Source organism: Stutzerimonas sp. LR2 (assembly GCF_055755175.1).
Map to the genome: position 1 here is coordinate 78,041 of NZ_JBVTRR010000003.1, position 19,888 is coordinate 97,928.

The 19,888-nt window shown below is 62.7% G+C and carries 22 protein-coding genes; 2 read left to right on the forward strand and 20 right to left on the reverse strand.

From position 1 onward, the window contains the following. Positions 1-29: 29 nt before the first annotated feature. The 13 genes from ACVRRC_RS11140 to ACVRRC_RS11200 form a co-directional block, all read right to left on the reverse strand. Positions 30-815: a TatD family hydrolase gene (locus ACVRRC_RS11140; RefSeq protein WP_053527987.1), complete on the reverse strand. Its 786-nt coding sequence runs from the start codon at positions 813-815 to the stop codon at positions 30-32. Between the two features lie 113 nt (positions 816-928). Then, positions 929-1,285 carry a PilZ domain-containing protein gene (locus tag ACVRRC_RS11145; protein WP_011913725.1) on the reverse strand — a complete coding sequence of 119 codons (357 nt, stop codon included), beginning with the start codon at positions 1,283-1,285 and terminating at the stop codon, positions 929-931. 31 nt (positions 1,286-1,316) lie between these two features. Continuing rightward, the gene (locus tag ACVRRC_RS11150) at positions 1,317-2,303 is read right to left on the reverse strand and encodes a DNA polymerase III subunit delta' (protein ID WP_472997018.1); all 987 of its coding nucleotides are present in this window, start codon (positions 2,301-2,303) and stop codon (positions 1,317-1,319) included. Then, on the reverse strand, positions 2,296-2,928 hold the full coding sequence (tmk, locus tag ACVRRC_RS11155) for a dTMP kinase (protein ID WP_011913727.1): 633 nt from the start codon (positions 2,926-2,928) through the stop codon (positions 2,296-2,298). Before tmk ends, ACVRRC_RS11150 begins: the two co-directional genes overlap by 8 nt. Beyond that, a complete protein-coding gene (mltG, locus tag ACVRRC_RS11160) occupies positions 2,925-3,995 on the reverse strand; it encodes an endolytic transglycosylase MltG (RefSeq protein ID WP_011913728.1) in 1,071 nt (356 codons plus the stop codon). Before mltG ends, tmk begins: the two co-directional genes overlap by 4 nt. After that, positions 3,992-4,807: an aminodeoxychorismate lyase gene (pabC, locus tag ACVRRC_RS11165; protein ID WP_020307169.1), complete on the reverse strand. Its 816-nt coding sequence runs from the start codon at positions 4,805-4,807 to the stop codon at positions 3,992-3,994. The genes mltG and pabC overlap by 4 nt, the downstream gene beginning before the upstream one ends. 2 nt (positions 4,808-4,809) lie before the next feature. Next, positions 4,810-6,054, reverse strand: coding sequence for a beta-ketoacyl-ACP synthase II (gene fabF, locus ACVRRC_RS11170; protein WP_011913730.1), 1,245 nt, complete (start codon positions 6,052-6,054; stop codon positions 4,810-4,812). 164 nt (positions 6,055-6,218) lie between these two features. Continuing rightward, a complete protein-coding gene (gene acpP, locus ACVRRC_RS11175; RefSeq protein ID WP_003283670.1) occupies positions 6,219-6,455 on the reverse strand; it encodes an acyl carrier protein in 237 nt (78 codons plus the stop codon). Positions 6,456-6,648: 193 nt separating this feature from the next. Beyond that, positions 6,649-7,392, reverse strand: a complete 744-nt coding sequence (gene fabG, locus ACVRRC_RS11180; protein WP_011913731.1) for a 3-oxoacyl-ACP reductase FabG — start codon at positions 7,390-7,392, stop codon at positions 6,649-6,651. Between the two features lie 14 nt (positions 7,393-7,406). Further along, entirely contained in the window at positions 7,407-8,345 is a 939-nt protein-coding gene (gene fabD / locus ACVRRC_RS11185) for an ACP S-malonyltransferase (protein WP_053527989.1), read from the reverse strand. Between the two features lie 61 nt (positions 8,346-8,406). After that, positions 8,407-9,477: a phosphate acyltransferase PlsX gene (gene plsX / locus ACVRRC_RS11190; protein ID WP_013983249.1), complete on the reverse strand. Its 1,071-nt coding sequence runs from the start codon at positions 9,475-9,477 to the stop codon at positions 8,407-8,409. A gap of 3 nt (positions 9,478-9,480) precedes the next feature. Continuing rightward, on the reverse strand, positions 9,481-9,663 hold the full coding sequence (gene rpmF / locus ACVRRC_RS11195) for a 50S ribosomal protein L32 (RefSeq protein WP_003293518.1): 183 nt from the start codon (positions 9,661-9,663) through the stop codon (positions 9,481-9,483). A 12-nt stretch (positions 9,664-9,675) separates the two neighbouring features. Beyond that, positions 9,676-10,203, reverse strand: a complete 528-nt coding sequence (locus ACVRRC_RS11200; protein ID WP_045632493.1) for a YceD family protein — start codon at positions 10,201-10,203, stop codon at positions 9,676-9,678. A gap of 104 nt (positions 10,204-10,307) precedes the next feature. Here ACVRRC_RS11200 and ACVRRC_RS11205 point away from each other — a divergent pair, with 104 nt between their 5' ends. After that, positions 10,308-10,886, forward strand: a complete 579-nt coding sequence (locus ACVRRC_RS11205; RefSeq protein WP_472997019.1) for a Maf family protein — start codon at positions 10,308-10,310, stop codon at positions 10,884-10,886. 18 nt (positions 10,887-10,904) lie between these two features. On the opposite strand, the gene sppA is transcribed toward ACVRRC_RS11205, so the two are convergent. The 3 genes from sppA to rluC are packed head-to-tail and all read right to left on the reverse strand — an operon-like array spanning position 10,905 to position 13,510. Then, positions 10,905-11,888: a signal peptide peptidase SppA gene (gene sppA, locus ACVRRC_RS11210; protein ID WP_011913736.1), complete on the reverse strand. Its 984-nt coding sequence runs from the start codon at positions 11,886-11,888 to the stop codon at positions 10,905-10,907. Further along, on the reverse strand, positions 11,878-12,564 hold the full coding sequence (locus tag ACVRRC_RS11215; protein ID WP_045632496.1) for an HAD-IA family hydrolase: 687 nt from the start codon (positions 12,562-12,564) through the stop codon (positions 11,878-11,880). The genes sppA and ACVRRC_RS11215 overlap by 11 nt, the downstream gene beginning before the upstream one ends. Beyond that, the gene (gene rluC, locus ACVRRC_RS11220) at positions 12,557-13,510 is read right to left on the reverse strand and encodes a 23S rRNA pseudouridine(955/2504/2580) synthase RluC (RefSeq protein ID WP_013983253.1); all 954 of its coding nucleotides are present in this window, start codon (positions 13,508-13,510) and stop codon (positions 12,557-12,559) included. Before rluC ends, ACVRRC_RS11215 begins: the two co-directional genes overlap by 8 nt. 551 nt (positions 13,511-14,061) lie before the next feature. Between rluC and rne the strand changes: the two genes are divergently transcribed. Continuing rightward, positions 14,062-17,229, forward strand: coding sequence for a ribonuclease E (gene rne / locus ACVRRC_RS11225; RefSeq protein ID WP_472997020.1), 3,168 nt, complete (start codon positions 14,062-14,064; stop codon positions 17,227-17,229). A gap of 221 nt (positions 17,230-17,450) precedes the next feature. Here rne and murB read toward each other — a convergent pair whose 3' ends face one another. From murB to ACVRRC_RS11245, 4 genes are read right to left on the reverse strand one after another with little or no spacing between them, the layout of a single operon-like run. Next, positions 17,451-18,470 (reverse strand): UDP-N-acetylmuramate dehydrogenase, encoded by a 1,020-nt coding sequence (gene murB / locus ACVRRC_RS11230; protein WP_472997021.1) that lies wholly within the window; start codon positions 18,468-18,470, stop codon positions 17,451-17,453. Further along, the gene (locus ACVRRC_RS11235) at positions 18,467-18,934 is read right to left on the reverse strand and encodes a low molecular weight protein-tyrosine-phosphatase (protein WP_014597103.1); all 468 of its coding nucleotides are present in this window, start codon (positions 18,932-18,934) and stop codon (positions 18,467-18,469) included. The genes murB and ACVRRC_RS11235 overlap by 4 nt, the downstream gene beginning before the upstream one ends. A gap of 1 nt (position 18,935) precedes the next feature. After that, on the reverse strand, positions 18,936-19,700 hold the full coding sequence (gene kdsB / locus ACVRRC_RS11240; protein ID WP_045632499.1) for a 3-deoxy-manno-octulosonate cytidylyltransferase: 765 nt from the start codon (positions 19,698-19,700) through the stop codon (positions 18,936-18,938). After that, positions 19,697-19,882 carry a Trm112 family protein gene (locus ACVRRC_RS11245; protein ID WP_011913743.1) on the reverse strand — a complete coding sequence of 62 codons (186 nt, stop codon included), beginning with the start codon at positions 19,880-19,882 and terminating at the stop codon, positions 19,697-19,699. Before ACVRRC_RS11245 ends, kdsB begins: the two co-directional genes overlap by 4 nt. Positions 19,883-19,888: the final 6 nt, after the last annotated feature.

Genomic DNA, 19,888 nt, shown 5'->3' on the forward strand with positions numbered 1-19,888 from the left:
CAGGTTGCAAGCACGGAAACCGCGACCTTTCAGCCGCGAACCCGGGCAAGCGGAAAAAGCGACCTGAAGTTGGCGGTGGTCTGCTCCGCCAGCTGTTCGAAGGAAACACCCCGCAGCTGCGCCAGGAACTCGGCCACCTCGCGCACGTACTGCGGCAGATTGGCCTTGCCACGGTGGGGAATCGGTGCGAGATAGGGCGAATCGGTCTCCACCAGCAGGCGATCGGCAGGGACCTGCCGGGCGACGTCACGCAGCGCGTCGGCATTACGGAAGGTGACGATGCCCGAAAGCGAGATGTAGAAACCAAGGTCCAGAGCGGCCCTGGCCATCTCCCAATCCTCAGTGAAGCAATGCAGCACCCCGGCCTGGGGCAAGCTGGCTTCACGCAGCAGCGCCAGGGTGTCTGCGCGTGCCTCGCGGGTGTGCACGATGACCGGCTTGCCGGTCAGTCGGGCGGCCTCCAGATGCAGGCGGAACGACTGCTGCTGGAGTTCGGCCGCCTCGGGCTCGTAGTGGTAGTCCAGCCCTGTCTCGCCGATGGCAACGGCATGCGGATGCTGCAGCTCGCCCAGCAGCCAGTCCAATGCCGGCTGACTGGTCGGCTCCAGATCGAGCGGGTGTACACCGATGGAACAGTCGACATCGGCGTAACGCTCGGTCAGCGATTTGACCGCCGACGCGTTGTCGGCGCTGACCCCGATGCACAGGAAGTGTCCGACCCCTCGCGCTCGGGCAGCATCGAGCGCTGCATCGAGCGACCCGTCATGGGCGGTCAGGTCGAGTCGGTCAAGGTGACAGTGGGAATCTACCAGCATGGAGGGCGCAACTTGCTATCGCGGAAAGGGGGCGATTGTAGAGCAAATGGCGGGGAATCAGAAAAGGTAGGCGGTACAACGACGCCTGACGTACGGCACCGGGACGCCGACCCTCACATGGTATGGGTAGGACGATCGGACTTCAGCGCGCCGGCCAGATAGGTTTCGATCTTGTTGCGCGCGGTGTTGTCACCCTCGTTGAACTGCACGCCGATGCCTGCGGCACGACTGCCCTGGGCGCCCTTGGGGGTGATCCAGACCACCTTGCCAGCCACCGGAATCTTCTCCGGCTCGTCCATCAGGTTCAGCAGCATGAACACTTCGTCGCCGAGCTTGTAGCTCTTGTTGGTCGGAATGAACAACCCACCATTCTTGATGAAGGGCATGAACGCGGCATAGAGCACCGACTTGTCCTTGATGGTCAGGGACAGGATGCCGTTACGCGGACCAAGATTTGCTGGCAGGCTCATGCGGTGTTCCTAACGAAAGTTCCGGTCGATTCTAGCCCGCGCCGGGCAGCGTTGCCCACTGCACCAGCAGCGCTTCGAGAAGCAACACACGGTTGAGGTTGGCTTTGCCCAGCACTTTCTGCCGATGCTCGAGCAACCAGTCCTGCAGGGCGATCACTTTTTGCTGCGAGGATTTCTGCGCGAGATACTGCAGCACCTTCTGCATATCGGCAGCGCCCAGCTCGGCTTCATCGCCGGCCATCTGGTAACGCAGGATCAGATGCGCCCATTCGCAGAACCAGTCGAAGAGCAGGATCAGTGGTAACGCGTTCCAGCCCTCGGCGAGCTGACTGGCCGATCGCTGTTGCTTGAGCAGTTTCTTCACCCCGTCGACCACCTGGGCGCGCAACTCCAGCACCTTCTGCTCGTGCAACTTCAGCACCGCCAGCGGCGACCCGGCGGCGAGCGTCAGCAACTGTTCGCGAAGCTCCGGGCCAAGCTCGGGTAGGCGCGCGGCGAGCCAGTCGAGGCTTTGCTGGCGGCCTGGCAACGGGCAGGCCTGTTGGACGCAGCGGCTCTTGATCGTCGGCAGCAGACGGCTGGGCTGATGACTGATCAACAGCAGCACCGTGTCACCGGACGGTTCCTCCAGGCTTTTCAGCAAAGCATTGGCCGCATTCAGGTTCATTGCCTCGGCGGGCTCCAGGAGGATCACCTTGCGCCCACCCAGCTGCGCCGTCTGGGTAACGAAACCGACCAGATCGCGGACCTGATCGACCCGGATGGCCTTGTCGACTTCCTCGGGCTCGAGGACGTAGTGATCCGGATGGGTCTGTGCGGCAAGCAGCTGGCAGGCCTTGCATTCGCCGCAGGCGCGGGCCTCGACCGGACGCTGGCAGAGCAGCAGCGCCATCAGCTGCTCAGCCAGCAGCCGTTTGCCGATGCCGGCGGGCCCATGCAGCAGGTAGGCATGCGCATGCTGCGCGCGCCCCGCCAGCTGCCGCCAGAGATCGACCTGCCAGGGAAGCACGTCAGTCATCGAGACGCACCAACAGCTCAGGGATCAGCGCCTCGACATCGCACTGAACCGCATTGAGCGCTTGGCCCGCATCGATCACCCGATAGCGCGAAGGTGCCGCTTCCGCGCGCTGAAGATAGGCGCTGCGCACCGCTTCGAAGAAGCGCATGCCTTCCTGCTCGAAACGATCCAGACGTCCTCGCGCAGCGGCTCGGGCCAACCCCACGTCCACCGGAAGATCGAAGATCAGCGTCAGATCAGGGCGCAGATCGCCCTGCACGAAGGTCTCCAGCTGAGCGATCCGCTCGAGCGACAGCCCGCGACCGCCACCCTGATAGGCATAGGTGGCATCAGTGAAGCGATCGCACAACACCACCGCCCCTCGTGCCAGCGCAGGACGGATGACCTGCGCCAAGTGTTGCGCACGCGCGGCGAACACCAGCAACAGCTCGGTATCCACTGCCATCGGCTCGTCCGCCGGCGTCAGCAACAGTTCACGAATGCGCTCGGCCAGTGGCGTGCCCCCGGGCTCTCGGGTCAGCACCACATCCAGCCCCCGTGCCCGCAGGCGTTCGGCGAGGTACTCGCGATTGGTACTCTTGCCAGCGCCTTCGGGGCCTTCGAGGGTGACGAAGAGTCCTTTCATTGAGCGTTCTCGCTATTGACCGGGGCCTGCCGGGGCGGCGGACTGGAGCGGTAGTCGGCGCGGCGCTTGAGCTGATACTCGCGCACCGCACGGTTATGTTGCTCGAGGGTGTCGCTGAAGACGTGGCTGCCATCGCCCCGGGCGACGAAATACAGGCTGGAGCCGTCGACCGGGTTCAGCGCGGCGCGAATCGCCTCGCGTCCGACCATGGCGATCGGCGTCGGCGGCAGCCCTGCGTTGGTATAGGTGTTGTATGGGGTTGGCGTGCGCAGGTCGGTGCGGGTGATACGTCCCTTGTAGGCTTCACCCATTCCATAGATCACCGTCGGGTCTGTCTGCAGAAGCATGCCACGCTCCAGTCGACGGACGAAGACGCCGGAGATCTCGCCCCGCTCCTCCGGCACTCCCGTTTCCTTCTCGATGATCGAGGCCATGATCAGGGCCTGATAGGCATCCTTGTATGGCAACCCTTGCGCACGTTGCTGCCATTCTTCCTCGAGCACCTGCTCAAGGCGCGTGAAGGCACGGCGCAGCAGGTCCAGGTCGGACGTTCCGCGGGTAAATCGGTAGGTATCGGGAAAGAAGCGCCCTTCCGGATGCAGCTCCGGCGCACCGAGCTTCGCCATGATGTCAGCATCGGACAGGCCATCCAGCGTCTGTTCCAGCTTGGTCTGGTTCTGCAACGCGCTGCGCAGCTGGCGGAAGTTCCATCCTTCAACCAGGGTCAGGCTGTACTGCACGACTTCGCCCCGCTGCCAGAGCCCGATCATGTCCCGCGCGGTCATGCCCGGCGCGAGACGATACTCACCGCTGTGCAAGCTCTGCCCGGACAGGTTCAGGCGCCAGTAGAGGCGCAGCCAGAATGCGTCATCCAGCACGCCCTCCGCTTCCAGCCGTTGAAACACACCGCTGGGCGTATCGCCGGGCCTCACCTCGAGCAGAAGAGCCTCATCGGTGACAGCCAAGGGCTGTTCCAGCGCAGCATGCTGTTTCCAGGCGAACAGCCCGAGCGCAATCGCTGCCAACACGAACAGCGTCAGCAGCAAGGCAAGAAGTTTACGGATCACGAATCACTCAACAGGTCGGCAACAACGGTCTGCAGTTTACGGGTCAGCGGACCGACCGACCAGACGCGCTCGGCCAAACCTGTTACCGGCCAGATGCCGTAGAGGCTATTGCAGACAAAAACCTCATCGGCCTGCAGCAGTTCCGAGTAGCTGATATCGCACTCGTTGACTGGCAGCGCAAGGCCGGCGGCACGCGCCATGATCTCGGCGCGCATTACGCCGGAGACACCACAGCGAGAAAGCGAGGCCGTTCGCAAGTGGCCCTCGGTAATCAGGAACAGGTTGCTGAAGACGCCCTCGATCACGCGCCCGGACATATCCCGCATCAGCCCTTCGGCAAAAGCCGGATCCTGCCACTCGGCACGCGCCAGCACTTGCTCGAGACGATTCAGATGCTTGATCCCCGCAAGCCGCGGTTGCTCGGCCAGCCGTGTGTCACAAGGGAAGAGCCGAATGCCGCATTCGGCATGCTGCGCTGGGTAGGCCGGAAGCGGCGAGCCGAGCAGCAGACGCTGCGGCCGACACGGCTGTGGCAGTGCATAGCCGCGTTGGCCGGTGCCACGGGTGACGATCAGCTTGGCGACGCCCTGGCCGAGCGCCTGGCAGAACTGCAGCAGCTCAGTGCGCAACTCATCGATGTCGAGGGGAATGGCGAGGCGCTGCGCGCCTTCGGCCAGGCGCTGGACATGCCGCTCCAGCAGACGCGCCCGGCCGCCCGTCACGCGGATCGTTTCGAACAACCCGTCGCCATAGGCCAGTCCGCGATCGTGAACGGGCAGTCCATCGGCGGGCTGCCCGTTCAACCAGCTCAACGTCACTCGGCGAACCGGCGGAACACCAGCGAACCGTTGGTTCCGCCGAACCCGAACGAGTTGGAGACGACCACATCGATCGGCCGCGGCTTGGCCTGGTTCGGCACGAAGTCCAGGTCACAGCCCTCGTCCGGCTCCTCCAGGTTGATGGTCGGCGGCGCCACCTGGTCCTGAATGGCCAGTACGCTGAAGATCGCTTCCACGGCACCGGCTGCACCGAGCAGGTGACCGACCATCGATTTGGTCGAGCTCACCGACAGCTCGTAGGCGTGGTCACCGAACACACTGCGAATGGCCGCCGCCTCGGCCTTGTCGCCGGCTGGCGTCGAGGTACCGTGGGCATTGATGTACTGCACCTGTTCGACGTTCAGCTGAGCGTCGTTCAGCGCATTGCGGATGCAACGGGCAGCACCGGCGCCGTCATCGGGCGGCGAGGTCATGTGAAACGCGTCGGCGCTCATGCCGAAGCCGATCAACTCGGCATAGATGCGGGCGCCACGCGCCTTGGCATGCTCGAGCTCCTCGAGCACCAGCGCACCGGCACCATCGGACAGCACAAATCCGTCGCGCCCCTTGTCCCAGGGACGGCTCGCGGCGGCCGGGTCATCGTTGCGAGTGGACAACGCACGCGCCGCGGCGAAGCCACCGATACCGAGCCCGCAGGCAGCCATCTCGGAACCACCGGCAACCATCACGTCGGCTTCACCGTAGGCAATGTTGCGTGCCGCCATGCCGATGCAATGGGTGCCCGTGGTACAGGCGGTGGCGATCGCATAGTTGGGGCCTTGCAAACCCAGGTGAATCGACAGGAAACCGGACACCATATTGATGATGGAGCCAGGCACGAAGAACGGCGAAATGCGCCGCGGTCCTTGCTCGATCAGCGCCTTGCAGCTGTTCTCGATATTGGTCAGGCCGCCGATGCCGGAGCCCATCGCTACGCCGATGCGCTCACGATTGGCGTCAGTGATCTCCAGGCCCGAGTCACGCACGGCCTGGAAGCTGGCAGCGAGGCCGTATTGAATGAAGAGGTCGAGCTTGCGAGCTTCCTTCGCGGGCAGATACTGCTCGACATCGAAACCTTTGATCGACCCGCCAAAACGAGTGGAGTAGGCAGAAAGATCCATGTGCTCGATCAGGCCGATGCCACTGCGACCAGCAAGAATACCCTGCCAGCTGCTTGGCACATCGTTACCCAGAGGCGAAAGCATGCCCATCCCGGTGACTACGACGCGTCTACGCGACACAGCGATTACTCCTATACCTAAACGTACTTGGCTCAGTCCTGCCGCGACAGGAACGGTTCGAGCGCAAGGCAAGCGCCCGCAGCCTCGATAAAATCCCTCTCAAAGAAAAGCCGCACTACCCGATCAAGGCAGTGCGGCTTTCCTGATTCCGAGCGGATTACAACTTACTGCGCGTGCGCGTTGATGTAATCGATGGCTTCCTGAACGGTGGTGATCTTCTCAGCCTGCTCGTCCGGGATCTCGGTCTCGAATTCCTCTTCCAGAGCCATCACCAGCTCAACGGTGTCAAGAGAGTCGGCACCCAGGTCTTCGACGAAGGAAGCGCTGTTGGTTACTTCCTCTTCTTTAACGCCAAGTTGCTCGGCAACGATTTTCTTGACGCGTTCTTCGATGGTGCTCATACCTTGTTTTCACTCCTATGGAAAAATCAGGCAGCTGGTCTGCGCGGTAGTGTATAGAAAGCGTTTTCCGCATTTCAAGTTGGAAGCAGGCAAGCATGGCCTGCCCTTCAACCATCTGTCTATAAACCAGCTGCAGTTTTATAGCTAATTTAAAGACAGCCGTTTGACTGTCCTCCTGCGTTTGGCGTCACACTCAGCTCATGTACATGCCGCCGTTCACCGGCACGGTTGCACCAGTGACATAGGCAGCACCATCCGATGCAAGAAACGCGACGACCTTGGCAATCTCTTCGGCCTGACCGAGACGTCCCAGGGGAATCTGCCCCAGGAGCGCATCACGCTGGGCTTCCGGCAACTCGCGAGTCATGTCGGTATCGATGAAACCAGGCGCCACGGAGTTCACCGTGATACCACGCGAACCGACCTCACGAGCCAATGCACGGCTGAAACCCTCCAGACCGGCCTTGGCTGCGGCGTAGTTTACCTGCCCGGCGTTACCCATGGCACCAACCACCGAACCGATATTGATGATCCGCCCCCAACGCGCCTTGGTCATGCCACGCAGCACGGCCTTGGAAAGGCGATACAGACTGTTCAGATTGGTATTGATGACGTCATACCATTCATCATCTTTCATACGCAGCATCAGGTTATCGCGTGTGATCCCGGCATTGTTGACCAGGATCGCCGGCTGCCCGAGATGCTGCTGAATGTGCTCCAGGGTGCTGCTGACGGATTCGTCGTTACCGACGTCGAGCACCAGACCGGCACCTTCGATGCCGTTGTTCTTCAGCGTTTCGGCGATGCGCTCCGCACCAGACGACGTGGTTGCAGTGCCGATCACGATTGCGCCCTGACGACCTAGCTCAAGGGCAATGGCCTGGCCGATCCCGCGGCTCGCGCCAGTTACCAGCGCCACCTTACCTTGCAGATTCATAGCATTCTCCTTGTTCAAGCCAATGCGTCACGAGTCGCGGCAAAGGCTTCGGGGGTATCGAGATTGTAGGTGCTGACGCCTTTGACGCAGCGCTTGTTGAGACCGGACAGGACCTTGCCGGGGCCGCACTCGACCAGCGAAGTCACTCCGCGGTCACCCAGGGCCACCATGGATTCGACCCAGCGCACCGGGCTGTACAGCTGCGCCAGCAGATCGCGCTTGAGCGCATCCAGATCGGCCACCACGGCCGCGCTGACGTTCTGTACCAGCGGAATCTGCGGCGCCTGCCAGGCGATTGCCTCGACCGACGCGGCGAAGCGCTCGGCCGCTGGGCGCATGAGATCACAATGCGACGGTACACTGACCGGCAGCGCCATTGCGCGCTTGGCCCCCTTGGCCTTGCACGCCTCGATGGCGCGCTCCACGGCCGCAGCACTACCAGCGATCACTACCTGACCCGGCGCGTTGAAGTTGACCGCACTGACCACCTCACCCTGTGCGGCTTCGGCGCATGCGGCCAATACATCGGCGTCTTCGAGGCCAAGGATCGCTGCCATACCGCCCTGGCCGGCCGGCACCGCCTGCTGCATCAGCTGCCCGCGCAGCTCGACCAGCTTGACTGCATCGGCGAACGGCAGGCTACCGGCAGCTACCAGCGCCGAATACTCGCCAAGGCTATGCCCGGCAACGAAGGCAGGTCGCGGACCACCCTCTGCCTGCCACAGGCGCCAGAGCGCGACAGAGGCTGCAAGAATAGCCGGCTGGGTCTTGTCGGTCTGATTGAGCTGCTCTTCCGGCCCCTGCTGAGTCAGCGCCCAGAGGTCATAACCCAGCGCAGCGGACGCTTCGGCGAAGGTGTCGATGATGACGTGCTGCTGAGCACCAAGCTCGGACAGCATGCCGAGCGATTGCGAACCCTGACCGGGAAAGACGAAAGCGAGTGATGCGGACATGAAACGGCTCTCTTATGGTTCTGTTCGTCTGAAGAACACGCCCATGCAGGCGTACCGAATTTCAGTTGGATGGCCAGCCATCTCGAGCGGTCACATCATCCGTCCCACCGGATGACCCATCGACTCTGAAAAACTGCCCGAGACGGTCTCGTAGCTGCGCGGGAAGATCATGCTCGACATCCTGCGCTGCGCGGCGAATGGCCGCCTTGAATCCATCAGCGCCAGCACTGCCGTGACTCTTGACCACGATTCCCTGCAGCCCTAGAAAACTAGCACCGTTGTACTGCGCCGGATTGAGCTCCGCGCGCAATCGACGCAACAGCGGCAACGCAACAGCACCAACGATACGTGCTGCAATCGAGCGCCTGAACAGCGCCTCGACCTTGGCGACCAGCATGCCAGCCAGACCCTCGCTGGATTTGAGCAAGATGTTACCGACGAAACCATCGCATACCACGACGTCTGCTTCGCCGCGATACAGCCCATCGCCCTCGATGAAACCACGATAGTTGAGGCCAGCCGCCTGCTGCAGCAACGCAGCCGCGAGCTTGACCTGCTGATTGCCCTTGATTTCTTCGGTGCCGACATTCAACAGCGCGACCCGAGGCTGCTGCCTGCCCAGGGATTCCGCCGCCACGGCCCCCATCACCGCGAACTGATAGAGCTGCTCGGCCGGACAGTCGACATTTGCACCGAGGTCCAGCAACAGGCACGGAGCACCCCGCGTCGGAAGTGCGGTCACCATGGCCGGACGGTCGATACCTGGAAGGGTTTTCAGCACTTGGCGCGCCAACGCCATCAACGCGCCGGTATTGCCGGCACTCACGCAGGCTTGCGCACCACCGTCACGCACCTGCTCGAGCGCTACACGCATCGAGGAACGTGGCTTGCCGCGCAAGGCCTGAGCGGGCCGCTCGTCCATCGTGACCATTTCGGGCGCATCGACGATTTTCAGGCGCGCACGATCGACACCGGGATGCTTGGCGACCAGCTGTTCGAGTAGAGAGGATTGGCCGACGAGGACCAGATGCAGCGAGGGGTTTTCAGCCAGGCAGGAAAGGCTGGCCGGAACAATGCAGTGGGGACCGAAGTCCCCACCCATTGCATCGATCGCGATGACCGGAGCGGACAAGGATTACTCGTCAGCGCCCTTGTCGATCACCTTGCGACCACGGTAGAAACCGTCCGGGGAAACGTGGTGACGCAGGTGAACTTCACCGGTGCTCTTTTCCACGGACAGAGCGTTCGGCTCGAGCGCGTCGTGCGAACGACGCATGTCACGGGCGGAACGGGATTTTTTGTTCTGCTGAACAGCCATTTGGATCAACTCCTAAACGTTTGGGTCACGCTTTAACTGCGCCAGTACGCTGAACGGGTTGGACCGCGTTACCTCGTCCTCACTCGGCTCAGGCTCATCTGGCCCAACCGGCGGCTGGCAAATTTCAGGGTCATGGAGTGGAACAATCGGCAGAGCAAGCAACAGCTCGTCTTCGACCAGCGCCAGCAGATCCAGAGGATCCTCTCCCACTTCCAGCACGTCATAGCCTTTGGGCAGGTGCAGGCTGCTCGCGCCTTCATTCACAACGGCATAATCGCACTCGCTGTGAATTGGCAGAACAACCGGCTCCAGACAACGCTGGCAGATCATCTTGACCTCAACGTCGAGCTGACTGTGGATAACCACAGTACGCTGCTCGTCGCGCCCGAAGGCAAAACTGGCGCGCACCACACCCTGATCTTCTTCGAGAGGATCGGTGAGCCGCTTGAGCTGCGACAACTGCAGCGCACCCTCAAGAGTGGCCGCTCGGTCTGCGAGCTTGCGCGGATCTACGTGCGGAGGTATCGGTCCTTTCAACATAAGCGCGGCATTCTAGGGACGTGCCTGTCACCTGTCAAAGGAATTCCGCCCAGCTTCACGACGCAGCGCATACAATGCCAGCCGCTATATATAAAGGAGGAAACATGCGCCCCCTGCTTCTCGCATCCAGCTCTCGTTATCGTCGGGAACTGCTGTCCCGCCTGCAACTGCCTTTCACCAGCTGCGCACCGGATATCGACGAATCTCCGTTATCAGGCGAGACAGCCGAGCAATTGGTGCGCCGACTTGCCGAGCACAAGGCCAGAGCACTGGCCGAGCACTACCGGGGCCATCTCATCATTGGCTCCGATCAGGCTGCAGTATTGGGCAGGGCCATTCTCGGCAAACCGCACACATTCGAACGCGCGAAGCTGCAGTTACAGGCCGCCAGTGGCAGCAAGGTCACCTTTCTCACCGGACTGGCATTGCTCAACAGCGAAACCGGAACCATCCAGACCGACTGCGTGCCTTTTACCGTGCACTTCCGGACGCTCGACGAGGCACGCATCGAACGCTACCTGAAAGCAGAACAACCCTTCGACTGCGCGGGCAGCTTCAAGGCCGAAGGACTGGGCATCAGCCTTTTCCGCTCAACCGAAGGCGAGGACGTCACCAGCCTGGTGGGACTGCCGCTGATTCGCCTGGTAGACATGCTACTGAACGAAGGCATCGACATTCCCTGACGACGCCCATCCACACAGCTAGCGTAGCGCCGGCCCCTGCAGCCCAGCAAGAATCGCCAGACGCTCGGCGACGCTGGTTCCCAGTTTCTTGGTGAAACGATCGAATGGCGACTCCTTCACCGTGAAATCAACGATCTCCGGCTCACCGACGACCTCGCGCGCGACGTAGGCGGTGCTACCCAGACCGTCGACCAACCCCAACTCCAGTGCCTGCTCGCCGGACCAGATCAACCCTGAGAACAACTCCGGATGCTGCGCATCCTGGAGACGCTCACCGCGCCCACGCTTGACGCTATCGATGAACTGCTGATGAGTGGTCGCCAGAACACTTCGCCAGAACCGGGTCTCCTCCGGCTTTTCTGGCTGAAACGGGTCCAGAAACGCCTTGTGCTCGCCCGCGGTATACACACGACGCTCGACACCGAGCTTCTCCATGGTATCGACAAAACCAAAGGTGGCCGCGGTCACTCCGATCGAGCCGACCAGACTGGACTTGTCCGCGTAGATCTCATCGGCCGCACTGGCGATGTAATAGGCGCCCGAAGCACCCAGATCGGTGATCACCGCATAGACCTTGATGGCCGGGTACTCGCCGCGCAGGCGACGAATCTCGTCATAGATGTAGCCCGACTGAACCGGACTGCCGCCAGGGCTGTTGATGCGCAGGATCACACCCTTCGTATTGGCGTCCTCGAAGGCCGCACGCAAGGCGCCCACGATGTTATCCGCACTCGCGGATTCCTCGTCGGCAATCATTCCGCGCACGTTGATCACCGCGGTATGGCTCTCCCGCGCAGCCTTGCCTTTCCCTAGCTGCAGCGCCGGCGAAAACAGCGCCAGCGCTCCGAACAAGTAGATGAAAGTCAAAAGTTTGAAGAATATTCCCCAGCGCCGAGCACGCCGCTGCTCCTGAACGCCCGCAAGCAGGGTCTTTTCCAGCAACTTCCAGCTGCTGCGATCGTCCTTGGACTCATCCACCGGAGCTTTCCATTCATCCGACATATGCATTCACCTCAGAACCAGCCATGGAGCGCAGCCAACTGCCGAGCTCCGAAAAACGGTCGATCCCCAGGCGCGGCTCGAACTGCTGCAGGACATGCAGCGGCTGCGCACCGTAGCCAACCGCAACGCTGTCCACCCCAGCACGATGAGCCATCTGCAGATCGAACACCGAATCCCCGATCATCAGCGCCCGCTCCGGGCGGACACCGCAGTGCGCGAGGATCTCGTGAATCATCAGAGGATCAGGCTTGCTTGCCGTTTCATCCGCGCAACGCGTGATATCGAACAAGTCTTCCCACCCCTGCCCCGCCAGGACGCGATCGAGCCCACGACGCCCCTTGCCGGTCGCCACCGCGAGCAGATAACCAGCCTCGCGGAACTCCGAGAGTGCTTCGGTAACACCTGGGTACGGCATGGAAGGCTGAGCTTCCAACCCCAGGTAATGTTCACCGTAATGGTGGCGAAACGCCTCGACCCGCGCCGCATCGACCTGTCCCGGGTACAGCACCTCGACGGCCTCAGGTAGCGCCAGCCCGATGATGCCCTTGACCGCCGTGTCGTCGACTTGCGGCAGGCCACAGGACCGAGCTGCAACATGGATCGATTCGACGATACGCCCGATCGAATCGACCAAGGTGCCATCCCAATCGAATATCAGAACCTTGTAGTTACTCACCGAGACGCTCCAGCGTGCGAGCCCACACCTCGTCGACCGGTGCCTCCAGCGACAGCTCCCCGCCATCCGGCAGGGGCACCTTCAGCGCATAGGCATGCAGAAACAGACGTTTGCCACCCAACTCGCGAACCTCGCGAGTGAAGTCCTCGTCACCATACTTGCTGTCCCCGGCGATACTGTGCCCCGCATGGCGTGCATGCACACGAATCTGGTGTGTACGCCCGGTCACCGGCTTGGCCTCGACCAGCGTCGCGAAATCACCGAAACGACGCAGCACACGAAACAGCGTCAGCGCCTCTTTGCCGTCCTCGGTCACTTCGACCATGCGCTCTCCGGAACGCAGGGTATTCTTCAGAAGCGGCGCACTGACCTGCTTCTTCGAGGTATCCCAGCGGCCGCGCACCAGCGCCATGTAACGCTTGTCCACACCGTCGCCACGAAGCGCCTGATGCAAATGGCGCAGCATGCTGCGCTTCTTGGCGACCATCAGCAGGCCGGACGTATCCCGATCGAGGCGATGGACCAGTTCAAGCTCCTTGGCGTCCGGGCGGAGCTGGCGCAACGCCTCGATCACGCCATAGGACAGCCCGCTGCCGCCGTGCACGGCGATGCCGGCCGGCTTGTTCAGCACGATGAGCGCCTTGTCCTCGTAGACGATGGCACTCTCCAGCCGCTCCAGCAGCCCCTGGGCCAGCGGCTCGGGCTCGTCTCGCTCGGCCAGGCGCAACGGCGGCACGCGCACGAGATCGCCGGCCTGCAGCTTGTACTCGGGTTTGATCCGCCCCTTGTTCACCCGCACCTCGCCTTTGCGCAGGATGCGGTAGATCAGCGTCTTGGGAACGCCTCTGAGCTGGGTACGAAGGAAGTTGTCGATGCGCTGGCCGGCAAGTTCCGGAGCGACCTCGAGTATTTGCACACCGGAGGTCTGGGAGGGGGTATTGGTCATCGCGGCATCATACCAATTTTCATGGAATTGAAGCACTTAAACATTGCTGTTATAGTCGCGAACGCCGCCAAAAGCGGCCAGGTCACGGGAGGCCAATGATACGCCCGCCCTGACTGGCAAAAATGTTCGAGGACGTGAGGCCGTCCGACGGAGCTTCCCTCAAGTAGCGGTGAAGTTGCGAAACAAGCCTTGAAGACATGATGCGTGCCCCCACTGGGGAATCGCGATAACAACCCGCTCCCCGGATTCTGCGAGCGGCACCCGATTTTCAAAGTATGCGTGTTGGGTGGAGATGCACAGCATCGGATTGCGTAGCAAAGGCTTTCACAGACGCTCCATTCCGTCCGCTACCGATGCCTGATTCCTCCTCCCGAACCATTGCTTCTGTTCCGACAGCAAGCAGGAGACGTCGTCGCGACGCCGGCCCATTTGGCCGCACATCGCTGGACACTGGAGTGCCTTACAACCATTCCTGACTCACCTGACACCGACCGCGAGAGTCGTGTGTGCCGAACGCCGTTTCCGGATGCCACGGAAACCGACGGTACTACATGAAAAGAATGCTAATTAACGCAACTCAGCCCGAAGAGTTGCGTGTCGCACTGGTCGACGGCCAACGCCTGTTCGATCTGGACATCGAATCCGGTGCCCGCGAACAGAAAAAAGCCAACATCTACAAGGGCAAGATCACCCGCGTCGAGCCCAGTCTCGAAGCCGCCTTCGTTGACTTCGGTGCCGAACGGCACGGCTTCCTCCCCCTCAAGGAAATCTCCCGCGAGTACTTCAGCAAGTCGCCTGAAGGCCGCGTAAACATCAAGGATGTGCTGCGCGAAGGCCAGGAAGTCATCGTCCAGGTCGAAAAGGAAGAACGTGGCAACAAGGGCGCGGCCCTGACCACCTTCATCAGCCTCGCCGGCCGCTATCTGGTGCTGATGCCGAACAACCCGCGAGCCGGCGGTATCTCCCGCCGCATCGAGGGCGAAGAGCGCAATGAACTGCGCGAAGCGCTCAATGGCCTGAACATTCCAGCCGACATGGGCCTCATCGTGCGCACCGCCGGCCTGGGTCGCTCCAGCGAAGAACTGCAGTGCGATCTCGACTACCTGCTGCAGCTCTGGACCGCGGTGAAAGACGCCTCCCAGGATCGCGACGCGCCATTCCTGATCTATCAGGAATCCAACGTCATCATTCGCGCCATCCGCGACTACCTGCGCCAGGACATCGGCGAAGTGCTGATCGACAGCGTCGAGGCGCAGGACGAGGCGCTGAGCTTCATCCAGCAGGTGATGCCGCAGTACGCCAGCAAGATCAAGCTGTACGAAGACAGCGTGCCGCTGTTCAACCGCTTCCAGATCGAAAGCCAGATCGAAACGGCCTTCCAGCGTGAAGTGAAACTGCCTTCCGGCGGCTCCATCGTCATCGACCCGACCGAAGCCCTGGTGTCCATCGACATCAACTCGGCGCGCGCCACCAAAGGCGGCGACATCGAAGAGACCGCACTGCAGACCAACCTGGAAGCGGCCGAGGAAATCGCCCGCCAGCTGCGCCTGCGCGACATCGGCGGCTTGATCGTGATCGACTTCATCGACATGACCCCGGCCAAGAACCAGCGCGCTGTCGAAGAAAAGATGCGCGAAGCGTTGGAAGCCGACCGCGCGCGCATTCAGGTCGGCCGCATTTCGCGTTTCGGCCTGCTGGAAATGTCCCGCCAGCGCCTGCGCCCTTCCCTGGGCGAAACCAGCGGCATCGTCTGCCCGCGCTGTAACGGCCAGGGCATCATCCGCGACGTCGAATCGCTGTCACTGGCGATCCTGCGCCTGATCGAAGAAGAGGCCCTCAAGGATCGCACCGCCGAAGTCCGCGCCCGCGTGCCCTTCCAGGTCGCGGCGTTCCTGCTCAATGAAAAGCGCAACGCCATCACCAAGATCGAACTGCGCACCCGCGCGCGCATCTTCATCCTGCCGGACGACCACCTGGAAACGCCGCACTTCGAAGTTCAGCGCCTGCGTGACGACAGCCCGGAGATCATCGCCGGCCAGGCCAGCTACGAAATGAGCCAGAGCGAGGCCGAAGAAGTCCAGCCGGTCAGTTCGACTCGCACCCTGGTTCGCCAGGAGGCCGCGGTCAAGACCGCACCGCAGCGTAGCGCACCCGCCACCAGCGCCGCTCCGGCACCTGCGGAAGCGCCCGTGGCTACGCCCGCGCAGGAACCAAGCCTGTTCAAGGGCCTGATCAAATCGCTGGTTGGTCTGTTCGCGGGCAAGGCCGAAGAGCCCCAGGCCGCGGCGCAAGTAGAGAAGAAGCCGGCATCCGCCCGTCCGCAGCGCAACGACGAGCGCCGCAGTGGCCGTCAACAGAATCGCCGCCGCGATTCCCGCAATGGGCGTGACGAGGAGCGCAAGCCGCGTGAAGAGCGTCAGCCGCGCGAAGAACGGCAACCCCGCGAGGAGCGCCAGGCTCGCGAAGAACGTCAGCCGCGTGAAGAGCGCCAGCCACGCCCGCCGCGCGACGAGCGCAAGCCCCGCGAGCAGGCAGAGGCCGCTGAAGCCCAGCCACGTCGCGAGCGTGCTCCGCGAGAAGAGCGCAAGCCACGCGAAGAGCGCAAGCGTGAACTGCGCGCTCCGATCGACGAAGCACCGACAGTAGCGCAGGAGGAGCAGGCCGAGCGCCAGCCCCGCGAGCCACGCGCCCCGCGCGAAGAGCGCAAGCCGCGCGCCGAACAGCAGGCAGCGCCTGCGGATGAACTGCTGCAGCAGGCTCTGGAAATCGGCGAGACCGAAGATGCTCAGGAAGCCAACGAAGGCGCGGAAGGCAACGACAGCGAGCGACCACGTCGTCGCTCCCGTGGTCAGCGTCGTCGCAGCAACCGTCGCGAACGCCAGCGCGATGCCAACGGCAACGAAATCGAAGACGCCGACGAGAGCAATGCCCCGGTGAAGACCGAGGAAATCGCCATCGCCGCTACTGCCGCCGCCCTGGCCGCCAACACCGCCGACACCGAAGCCGCGCCCCAGGCGACGCTGCCCGAAGACACGGTGATTCAGACCAGCAGCGAAGGCGTCGCTACGATCGTCGAACACGCGCCAGTCGCCCAGCCTGCTGCGAGCGAAGGCATCGACGAGCGCAAAGCCAGCGAAGAACCTGCACCAGCCGAGGCGCCGACCGATATTCCGGTACAGCCGGCCGAGGAAGCGCCGCAAGAGGTAGCGCAGGTCGCCCAGCCGGAAGCAGCGCCCCAGCCCGCCCCGGAGCCTATTGTCGAGAAGCCCGAAGCGACACTGGCTGCCACCCCGACGCTGACGCCGAGCGGCCGCGCACCGAACGATCCGCGCGAGGTTCGTCGCCGTCAACGCGAAGCCGAGCGCCTGGCCAAGGAGGCAGCTGAAGCCGAAGCCAAGGCCGCAGCGGAGCAACCGCTGGCGAGCCCTGAGATCGTCGCCAGCGAGCCGGTCGTGGACACGCAGCCGGAGCAGCCCGTCGCTCAGCAGGCAGCAGACGCTCAGCCCGAGCAGACGATAGAGCCTGTGCCTGCCCAGCAGCAGCCCGCAGTGGAGCAACAGTCGACCGAACTGGTTGCCGAGCAAGTGCCTGCCGACGATGCAAGCGAGCACAAGCCGGTAGCGCCAGCACTCGACGAGGCGCCTCAGCCTGCTGCCGAGGAATCGGAGCAGCCTGCTCAAGGCTCCGAAACGGACAACCGTGAGAAGCCGCAAGGCTAAACGGCACGGGTGTTGAAAAAGGGATGCTTCGGCATCCCTTTTTTTGTTTTCGTCCAACCCTGAGAATGCGTTGCATCTAGCTCTAGCGCAGCGCATCTCCGGCGAACGTAGCGGCAGATACAAGAACGCCCGATGCACTGCATCGGGCGTCGGGTACCGCTATCTCTTTGGGACCGGCGAACGTTGCCCATCCAGGCCGGTTGCAGGCAATCGACCACCGATCAGAGCACGTTCGGCTCGATTTCCAGGGAGACATCGAAGCGTTCGAGCACGTCGGCCTGGATCCGTCGCGCCAGCTCCAGCAGCTGCTCGCCGGTAGCCTGTCCATGGTTCACCAGCACCAGTGCCTGCAGCCGATGAACGCCGGCGTCGCCATCGCGAAATCCCTTCCAGCCAGCTCTTTCGATCAGCCAGCCAGCAGCCAGCTTTACCAAGCCAGCGTCCTGCGGATAGGCGACCAGATCGGGATAAGCCGCGCGAAGCGCCTGCGCCGTCCCGGCGCTCACCAGCGGATTCTTGAAGAAACTCCCGGCATTGCCCAGCTCCCGCGGGTCCGGCAGCTTTTCACTGCGAATGGCGCAGACCGCACGGCTGACATCCACAGCCGTGGGCTCGACGACCCCCTGCTCCGCCAGCCGTTGGCGGATCGGGCCATATTCGAGATGCAACGGGGCCTGGCGGCGCAGAGCCAAACGCACCCGCAGGATCAGATAGCGCCCCGGCATCTGCTTGAAAACGCTGTCACGATAGGCGAATGCGCAGTCGGCCAGCGCGAAGTCCCGAAGCGCCCCGGTTTCGATATCCAGTGCCGTGAGACCGGAGAAGACATCCTTGATCTCGACCCCATAGGCACCGATGTTCTGAATCGGTGAAGCGCCCACGGTCCCGGGGATCAGGCTCAGGTTTTCCAGCCCCATCAGGCCCTGCTCCAGACTCCAGAGCACGAAGGGATGCCAGGGTTCCCCGGCCTCCACCTCGACGATCACCTGACCGGCCGACTCGTCGATGATCCGCTTGCCTCGACTGGCCATGTGCAGCACCAGGGCTGGCACATCGCGAGTCAGTAGCAGGTTGCTTCCGCCACCGAGCGGCAGAAGCGGCACCCCAAGCTGGCGCGCACGGGCAATCGCCTCATACACATCGGCATCACTGTGCGCCTCGGCGAAATATTGGGCACGCTGGTCTACGGCAAAGGTGTTGAATGGCTTGAGGGAGCGGTTTGCTTCTATGGTAAGGCTCACAGTCGCCCCTTTATCTCGGCGAGCAGCGCATCACTGGCCTCTTCGATGAGATTCAGCACGTTGTCGAAGCCGTCTGCTTCGCCATAGTAAGGGTCGGGCACTACGTCGCAGCCAAGCCCGTAGCGACGCAGCAGCAGGTCGACTTCCGCCTTGGCGCCGTGTTTCGGGCGCAGAGCCTGCAGCCGTGCCAGATTGTCGTGATCCATTGCCAGGATGAGATCGAAGCGCTGGAAGTCCGCAATGGAAACCTGCCGGGCGCGCAAGGCGTCGAGCGTGTAACCACGCCGTCTCGCCGCCTCGCACGCTCGCTGGTCTGGCGCCTTGCCGACATGCCAGTCGCCGGTTCCGGCGGAATCGATCTCGACTCGCGCGCCAAGGCCGGCCTGCTCGATCCGCTGGCGAAACACACCCTCGGCCGTGGGCGAACGGCAGATATTCCCCATGCAGACGAACAGCACCTTCATGTCAGCCACCCAGCAAACGGCGAACCCGATCCAGGTCCTCAGCCGTGTCGACCCCGGCGGGAGGAGCTTCGACGGCATCGGCCACATGGATGCGCCGCCCATGCCAGAGCGCACGCAGCTGCTCCAGACACTCCGTATCCTCCAGCCAGCACGGGCCCCAGGACACGAAGTCGGCCAGGAATCCAGCACGGTAGGCATAGATGCCGATGTGCCGCCGGTAAGGGACGCCGGGCGGTAGCTGGCTGCGGTCCACGGCAAAGCTGTCACGCGCCCAGGGCAGCGGCGCTCGGCTGAAGGTCAGCGCCAGGCCGTTGATATCCGAGAGCACCTTGACAACATTGGGATTGAACAGCGCCTGAGCATCCGCCAAAGGTTCGGCCAGCGTAGCGATGGCAGCCTCCGGATGGTCCGCCAGATTGGCGGCGACCTGGTCGATTACAGCCGGCGGAATCATCGGCTCGTCGCCCTGCACGTTGACCACGAGGGCATCGCCAGGCAGCCCGAGCTGCTCGGCCACCTCGGCCAAACGATCGGTGCCGGAGTTATGCTCGGCGCGGGTCAGCACGACCTCTGCGCCAAACGCTGTGCAGGCATCGACGATGCGCTGATCATCAGTGGCAATCACTACACGCTGAGCCGCGCTCTTGCGCGCCTGCTCCCAGACGTGTCGGATCATCGGCTTGCCGGCGATGTCCTGCAGCGGCTTGCCGGGCAATCGGGTCGATGCGTAGCGGGCCGGAATGACGACGGTATAGGCGGTGCTCATTTGTCCAGACGCTCATCCACATCCAGAGTACGCGCTTCGCTCTCGAGCATTACCGGGATGCCGTCACGCACGGGAAAGGCCAGGCCATCGGCCTTGCAGATCAGTTCCGACTTGTCCTCGGCGAGCTTCAACGGCCCCTTGCATAGTGGGCAGGCCAGAATGTCGAGCAGTTTGGTATCCATGCGCAG